The sequence below is a fragment of the Arthrobacter sp. Hiyo1 genome, assembly GCF_001263615.2.
In the GTDB taxonomy this organism is placed as follows: Bacteria; Actinomycetota; Actinomycetes; order Actinomycetales; family Micrococcaceae; genus Arthrobacter.
Genome location: NZ_DF952475.1, coordinates 258319 through 265054, shown reverse-complemented (window position 1 = coordinate 265054; position 6736 = coordinate 258319). Strand labels below are relative to the sequence as shown.

11 protein-coding genes are annotated in these 6736 nt (G+C 62.5%); 6 read left to right on the top strand and 5 right to left on the bottom strand.

The window, feature by feature from the left end; all coding sequences use genetic code 11:
• The 4 genes from AHiyo1_RS20220 to AHiyo1_RS28380 all read left to right on the top strand — a co-directional run.
• A partial coding sequence (locus tag AHiyo1_RS20220; protein ID WP_059389769.1) for a DUF4352 domain-containing protein occupies positions 1 to 445 on the top strand: 445 nt, incomplete at its 5' end.
• Between the two features lie 443 nt (positions 446 to 888).
• Positions 889 to 1464: a hypothetical protein gene (locus AHiyo1_RS27405; protein ID WP_253257498.1), complete on the top strand. Its 576-nt coding sequence runs from the start codon at positions 889 to 891 to the stop codon at positions 1462 to 1464.
• On the top strand, positions 1461 to 2303 hold the full coding sequence (locus tag AHiyo1_RS27400; protein ID WP_340639358.1) for a DUF2130 domain-containing protein: 843 nt from the start codon (positions 1461 to 1463) through the stop codon (positions 2301 to 2303). Before AHiyo1_RS27405 ends, AHiyo1_RS27400 begins: the two co-directional genes overlap by 4 nt.
• Complete coding sequence (locus AHiyo1_RS28380) at positions 2303 to 2431, top strand: KTSC domain-containing protein (protein WP_084784640.1); 129 nt, start codon at positions 2303 to 2305, stop codon at positions 2429 to 2431. Before AHiyo1_RS27400 ends, AHiyo1_RS28380 begins: the two co-directional genes overlap by 1 nt.
• 12 nt (positions 2432 to 2443) lie before the next feature.
• On the opposite strand, the gene AHiyo1_RS20205 is transcribed toward AHiyo1_RS28380, so the two are convergent.
• The 4 genes from AHiyo1_RS20205 to AHiyo1_RS20190 all read right to left on the bottom strand — a co-directional run bounded on the left by AHiyo1_RS20205 (position 2444) and on the right by AHiyo1_RS20190 (position 4406).
• Positions 2444 to 2749: a hypothetical protein gene (locus AHiyo1_RS20205; RefSeq protein WP_253257497.1), complete on the bottom strand. Its 306-nt coding sequence runs from the start codon at positions 2747 to 2749 to the stop codon at positions 2444 to 2446.
• The gene (locus AHiyo1_RS20200) at positions 2730 to 3065 is read right to left on the bottom strand and encodes a hypothetical protein (RefSeq protein WP_059389768.1); all 336 of its coding nucleotides are present in this window, start codon (positions 3063 to 3065) and stop codon (positions 2730 to 2732) included. Before AHiyo1_RS20200 ends, AHiyo1_RS20205 begins: the two co-directional genes overlap by 20 nt.
• Before the next feature lie 287 nt (positions 3066 to 3352).
• Positions 3353 to 3628 carry a hypothetical protein gene (locus tag AHiyo1_RS25755; RefSeq protein ID WP_059389767.1) on the bottom strand — a complete coding sequence of 92 codons (276 nt, stop codon included), beginning with the start codon at positions 3626 to 3628 and terminating at the stop codon, positions 3353 to 3355.
• 136 nt (positions 3629 to 3764) lie between these two features.
• A complete protein-coding gene (locus AHiyo1_RS20190; RefSeq protein ID WP_084784639.1) occupies positions 3765 to 4406 on the bottom strand; it encodes a TetR/AcrR family transcriptional regulator in 642 nt (213 codons plus the stop codon).
• 53 nt (positions 4407 to 4459) lie between these two features.
• Between AHiyo1_RS20190 and AHiyo1_RS20185 the strand changes: the two genes are divergently transcribed.
• Both AHiyo1_RS20185 and AHiyo1_RS20180 read left to right on the top strand, forming a co-directional pair.
• Complete coding sequence (locus tag AHiyo1_RS20185; RefSeq protein ID WP_059389765.1) at positions 4460 to 4975, top strand: hypothetical protein; 516 nt, start codon at positions 4460 to 4462, stop codon at positions 4973 to 4975.
• 128 nt (positions 4976 to 5103) lie between these two features.
• The gene (locus AHiyo1_RS20180) at positions 5104 to 5949 is read left to right on the top strand and encodes a CPBP family intramembrane glutamic endopeptidase (RefSeq protein ID WP_059389764.1); all 846 of its coding nucleotides are present in this window, start codon (positions 5104 to 5106) and stop codon (positions 5947 to 5949) included.
• Between the two features lie 510 nt (positions 5950 to 6459).
• Here AHiyo1_RS20180 and AHiyo1_RS25055 read toward each other — a convergent pair.
• Entirely contained in the window at positions 6460 to 6663 is a 204-nt protein-coding gene (locus AHiyo1_RS25055; RefSeq protein ID WP_059389763.1) for a hypothetical protein, read from the bottom strand.
• Positions 6664 to 6736 lie beyond the last annotated feature (73 nt).

The following is a 6736-nucleotide window of genomic DNA, read 5'->3' as shown; positions in this document are numbered from 1 at the left end:
ATCCGCAGCCCCGGCTCCGGCAGCTCCCGCGCCGGTCACCGCACCTCCGGCTGCCGCACCCGCCGTCGGCGTTCCCTTCAGTGTCAAGATGAGCAACGGCAACGTCGCCAAGATCACGATCGTTTCGGCCGTCCGGACGGCCAGCGTCAGCACCACTGCATTCGCCACTCCGGCGAAGAACGGAAGCTATCTGCTCCTGGACGTTCTCTGGGAAACCGAATCAGGCAAAACCAGCTCCAATCCGTTCTACTTCTCCGCCAAGGACACCAACGGGCGCAAAGCCGATCTCGATCTCTTCGCGGACAACCAGCTCGCCTCAGGAGACGTCCTGCCCGGTGACAAAGCACGGGGCTTCATCGCCTTCGACATCGCTCCCGGCGCATCAACGGTGATGATCTCCAACACGCTCATGCAGGAATCCGCACGGATCCAGATACCGGGGTAAACCCTACGGGGCTGGTGAAGGTTTGCTTGACTAGCTGACAACTAAGCCTTCAGCAGCCCCCGAGACATCACCAGTGTCTGCGTCGAACGTCGGCTTGCATCCGGTAAAGGATTGTCCGTCGCCTCGGGTGCGGATCAAGATTCTCAAATTTCCCGACAGACATGTACATCAAGTGTTAGACATCTCTCGGGAGGACCCCAGCCGCGCCGAACGCAAGGCGCAGCGGCGCCACCTTGGGGGATAGTTTGGGGGTCAATGACTGACAGGCAACTCGGCACCTCGCCGTAACAAGCCCAGCACGCTGCTGTTTGCTCCGGTGTTCGGTTCGTATGCCGCCGGGCCGGAGACCGGCGAATCTCGATAATTCTTCTCCCCTCTGAGAGACCAGAGGGCCACACAAGTGCGGCCATTCGGGGCCGACATAGCCTGATTGGGGTTCCACTATGCATGAAATCAAGTGCCCGCACTGCGAGCGGACATTCACTATCGATGAGGCCGGCTACGCCGACATCGTCAAGCAGGTTCGCGATGCTGAGTTCGAACAGCAGCTCCACGGGCGGCTCGAGTTGGCCGAGCAGGACAAGGCCAACTCTCTCGAACTGGCGGAGACGAAGGCCGCCAGCGAACTTCAGAGGACTGCGGCTGCCAAGGACGCCGCAATCCAGGAGCTGAAGGCGAAGCTCGATGCCCGTGAAGTCACGCAGAAGCTCGCTGTGACCGAGGCCCTTAGTGCCGTCGAAAAGGAGCGCGACGCGCTCGTGAACGAGCTCGAACAAACGAAGCAGGAGAAGCAGTCATCAGTGGAGCTGGCCGAAGCGAAGCTCGTCAACGAACTTCAGAAGGCCGCCTCGACGAAGGACGCCGCGATCCAAGACCTCAAGGCGAAGCTCGAGGCTATTGAGATCGTGCAGAGGCTTGCGATCACCGAGCAGTCAGCACCGTCGAAAAGGAGCGGGACGAATTCAAGAGCGGACTCGAACGAGCCGAGCTCGAGAAGCAGCTCGGCGAGAAGTCCCTGAAGGACAAGTACGAAACCCAGATCAAGGACCGCGAAGAACAGATTGAGCGACTGCGAGACCTGAAGGCGAAGCTGTCGACCAAGATGGTCGGTGAAACCCTTGAACAGCACTGCGAGATTGAGTTCAACCGCATCCGTGCCACAGCCTTCCCGGGCTCCTATTTCGAGAAGGACAACGATGCCCGGGCTGGTAGCAAGGGTGACTACATATTCCGCGACTCCGACAATGCTGGTACGGAGATTGTCTCGGTCATGTTCGAGATGAAGAACGAGAACGACGGCACCGCGACAAAGCACAAGAACGAGGACTTCCTGAAGGAGCTCGACAAGGACCGCACCGAGAAGGGGTGCGAGTACGCTGTGCTGGTCTCTCTGCTCGAGCCCGACAGCGAGCTTTACAACACTGGGATCGTTGACGTCTCTCACCGCTACCCGAAGATGTATGTCATCCGGCCGCAGTTCTTCATCCAGTTGATCGCGCTGCTGCGGAACGCCGCGATGAACTCGCTCAAGTACAAGACCGAGCTCGCACTGGTCAAGGCGCAGAACATTGATATCACGAACTTCGAGCAGCAGATCGAGGATTTCAAGGACGTGTTCGGCCGCAACTGGCGGCTTGCTTCCGACGGTTTCGGGGAGGCGATTAAGCGCATCGACGAAGCGATCAAAGACTTGGAGAAGACGAAAGCGGCTCTGCACAAGTCGGCCAACAATCTGCGACTTGCCAACGACAAGGCTGAAGACCTCACGATTAGGAAGCTCACACGAGGCAACGCGACAATGGCCGCCAGGTTTGTCGAGCTGGAACAGGCTAAGACGGCCGAGTGGGAAGTCAACTGATGATGCGTCTTCCGGTTGCGAGCAACAACATGGCTACGGTGGGCTACGACGAAGCGATTCACATGCTTGAGGTTGGATTTAAGGATGGCTCCATTTACCAGTCCCTGCAAGTTCCGGCCGGTGTGTAATGGCAGCCGGCACTAGCTAATGGATTCCAAGAGCCACTGAGTGGCCACGGGATTCCGGCGCAGCAGAAATGTCCGCAAGGCTGAATTGGCCGAGAGCTTGACCTGTACCCTCCAAAATTCGATATCCACGATGTTCCCAACGCCTACCGGCGCGGACCGTCGTGGCTCCCACCAGGAGTCCCTGGTGAACCAGTGCAGCGGCTCCGCCGCGACTGCCCACACGCGCCCGTCGTAGCGGACGGCAAGGGGGTTGCCGGCCGCGGTGAACCGGACATCCACGGGGACGTCCAGGGCGGTTTCACTTGCTGTTGCTGTCACGGCTGGTCCGCTCTCCCAAATTCCTGTTCATCATTTCTTCCCGGCGGTTGACCGCCGAGCTCCACACCCAGGTCCGGTAGGTCACCGGCCCGTCCTTCCATGTCACTTCCGCGGCCTTCGCCGTCCAGGCGTACACCTCGCCGTCCACGAGCTCCGCGCAGTTCGGGAACCGGATCCAGGCCTTCACTGGGATTCCCGGGAACCCGTTCTTGGCTGGGAAGTGTTCGAAATCGAGCTCTTCCACGGTCAGCCCGATCGGGCCGGCACGCCGCGCGTACTGCGCCTGCAGCGCGGCCGCATACTCGGGGGAGGACATACCACAACCTTAGAACATATATTCGAATCGACACTCCACTAAAATGCGGCCACCCAGGCCGCAGAGGTTCAGAATAGGGGCGGGCACCGACAACGAACGGGTTGTTCCCAATGGGGACAGCTTTGAGCTGTGCGGAGGGCTCCACCTGCCCCCAGTGGGCACAACCCGTTCAACGCGATTTGCGGGGGTTACCGGTCCTTGATGTGCGGCGGGAGTTCCACGTCGGCGGGATCCAGCTCGGGTCTGGCCCGCACAAAAGACAGAGGATGCCGGAACGATCTGCCGGATCACGCGACGTCGGCCGCGACTTCGACCACGAGCGCTTCGACCAGCGTCAGGTGCACCGGGCCTTTGTCCTTGCTGAATCTGTTCAGCGAGGTTTCGCTGATCTCTTCGGGCCACGGATGCCCGGGCTGCGCCGGGCGGAGCTGGCGGCCCAGCTCGAGCCCTGCACGTGCTGAAAGGACTGTAGAGCGGCCGACGATCCGCAGCTGCCCATCAATGGGCAAGCCCGCGATGATCGCGTGGGGCTGCGTCAACGGCCCAATGACGGCGGCGCACACGTTCTGTTTGCTGATACGTGTTGTTGGCGTCGATTGAACGGCGTGGACTGGACTTCAGCTTCGGGGTGCCTGGACGGCGTCCGCTATCGCGGCTCTGGCCAACGTCGCTCTTCGGGGTTGATCGCCAGGCCGACGGTCAGGGCGGCCAATCCGAGCTCGAACTGCTCCTCGCCGGCGACCTCTGGCAGCTCGTCGAGGACGCTGGCGACGAAGGGAAGCTCAGATTGCGGCAGATATGCAACTTCTCGCCGCCAACCCGCCGCGTACGTCGCTTTGGGCTGCCGGCGGGTGCGCGGTATTTCCCAGGCGACAAAACCCGTGGCGTAGGTGAGGACGGCGTAGACCGCGCGGACGCCTGCGCCGGCGGCATCCCGGCTCTGGCCAGCGGTCCTAGGAGGGCCTCGAGCCCGCGCAAGATCCCGGGGCCGATCACCGGGCGGGAGAGGAAGATCATGGGTAGGCTCGGGTGCTCGATCAGGTTCAGACGGAGGGCCCGTCCCCAGGCGCGCAGGATCGCTGCGGCGTTAGCAGGGAGGGGGTGGGAAAGCCGGAGGTCGCGCAGCCCACGTTGGGCGATGGCATCGAGCAGATCTTCCTTACTGTTCACATAGCCATAGATGGTCATCACCCCACATTTGAGGCGGCGGGCCAGCATCGGCATGGTGAGCGCCTCAAGACCTTCCTCGTCGGCCAGTGCCAGCGCGGCTTCGACCACTTGCTCTCGGGTCAGGGAGCCCCGCGGTCGCCGTTTTCGAGGGGTCTTGACAGGGTCCTGCATGGATGTATCGTACTACTTACGGTAAGTAATACGCTCGTTGGAGGTGAGAGCGGATGTCCCCGGACCAGGTTGTCGGCCTCGCGGCCAACGTCGCGATCTACCTGGCTCTCATCGCCTTCCTCTTCTATCGGCAGATGAGTGCGCATCCTCTCAGAGGCCGCGGGCTGGTGCTGTTGCCTGCGGCGCTTGGCTTCTTCGGACTCCAGCAGCTTGGCCGCCAATCTCTTGCGACAAACGTGAGTGGCGTAGCCCTCCTTGTTGCCGGCCTCGTCATCGGATTGGCCGCTGGCCTCTGGCGCGGGACAACCTTCCAGATCTGGTCCGTTGCTGGCCGGGTTATGGTCAAGGGGACGAGGATGACGCTGGTGACCTGGGCGGTGCTGATCGCGATCTGGTTGCCATTCGCGTTCTTCGGTCACCCTGGGAGCAATCCTCAGGGCTTCATGGTGGCCGAGCTGCTCCTGGCCCTGGCGGTGACGTTCGCCGCCCAGAACGTGGTTATCTGGGCCCGGGCAAAAGACCTCGGCGTTGACCAGGCCGTGGTCCGCGATTCCAGCCAGAAGCGGTAGGCCATGAACTTGAGGGCGCGGAGAAGCGAGCTCGACACGCAGCCGGCAGGGAGGGGGATGAAGACATCGCCTCAGCGCCACGCGCGCTTGAAGCGCCGGGCGGTCCGCTGACCCGGGGTCGGAAGGCGATGTTCGCATTCGCATGCATCGTAGCCGGATTCCTGCCGATCTCGGCCGGATACGTCCAAGGCGATGTCGCTCGGCTCGCCTACGGTCTGGTGGTCGCCACCGCCTTGCTGGCCCTCGCGCTGCTGGCGCGGCGCAGTGCCGCATTGCGCAGGTACTGGGAGATACCCCTCGCTTTCTTTGGCATGTCCCTATTCACCCTGGCTGACCGTTATGTGCCCGGATTCTTAGCAAGCCAGGTCCTGCGGAGCCCTCCGGTCGCCGGCAACCCCCTGGCGTCGACAGTTCAAGGCACGGTGCTCATCGAACTCGACGAGTTGCTGCTCACCGTCCTCGCCGTCCTGGTGGTGGTCTGGATCTCAAGGAGCTCGCTGGCCTCGATCTACGTCCGCAGGGGGCGATTCGGAAGAGCATACGTGATCGGAATCCTCGCTCTCATCGCCTTCTACGTATTCACTTTCGGAGCCCTTTCGCACTCACGTTTCATGCCTGTGCACGGCACCTTCGATTTCGGCCGCTACCTCAGTCTGACGCCTGCGCTCTTGGCCGCGGCGGCTGCCAATGGGTTCCTGGAAGAGCTGATGTTCCGCGGGATGCTGATGTCCAAGCTCAACATCGCATTCGGACCCTACCTGGCAACCTTTATTCAGGCGGTCATCTTCGCGTCCTGGCACGTCGGCGTCACCTACACGTCCTCCGCCGTCGTCTTCATCGTTCTGTTCGCCTTCCCTCTCGGTCTGATCGGCGGCTATCTCACGCGCAGCTCGCGCAGCATCGTTCCCTCCGCCCTTCTCCACGCGGGCGCGGACATCCCGATCTACCTGGGATTCCTGTCCTACGTCTCTTAGATTCCCGAGGGCGTTGACCGGTTCGGACGCTCGCGCCGGGGCGTGATCGCCGTCGGGCTCCCGCGCCGTTCGTCACGGCGCCTCGGCTCGAAGGTCCGGATCGCTCTGAGGCGTCGGGGCCACTGAGTGGGTGCCTTGCGGATCTCGCTATCCGCAAGGACATCCGATGGCCACCACGTGGGCTGCGGGAACTTCTACGCAGCCGCCGAGAAGGGCGCCTTGCCTGCCGTGAGCTGGATTGACCCCGCCGGAGCCGTCAGAGAACACCCCGGCGCTCATAAGCACCACGCAGGCCTGCTTCACGTATTTGGCGCCAATGAAGGGATACCTCAGCCGTCCTGGTCCGCCCGTCAGGACATGTCGGCTCAAGACTCAGGCGCAGGTCAGGCCATCACTGGGCGTGGGGGATCCGATAGAGGCAACGACTCACCCTTCCCGGAGCGATTGACCCGAGGTAACGGTCCCCCAAATCATGTAGTTCCGTGTTGCTCGCCGCGGTCTGCCGCGTTTCTAGCGGTTTTCCCGTGCGCGGCTTTGGTGTTCGTTGAGGGCGCGCCGGCAGGCGACGGCGGTCCAGAGGGCGGCCAGGATCCACCACCAGGGGCCGGCGGGCAGAGCGAGGGCGAGGAGAAGAAGGACAGTGACCGCTGAGATGTCGAGCAGGAGAACGGGCCAGTACTTGCCGGTGCGTAGCGGCCGGGGAGTACTGGTCACGGTCGTGTCCCGTTTTGCCGGGTCTGGTCCTCGGCTTCCAGCAGCGCCGCGAGGGCGGCCAGCGCCGGCACAG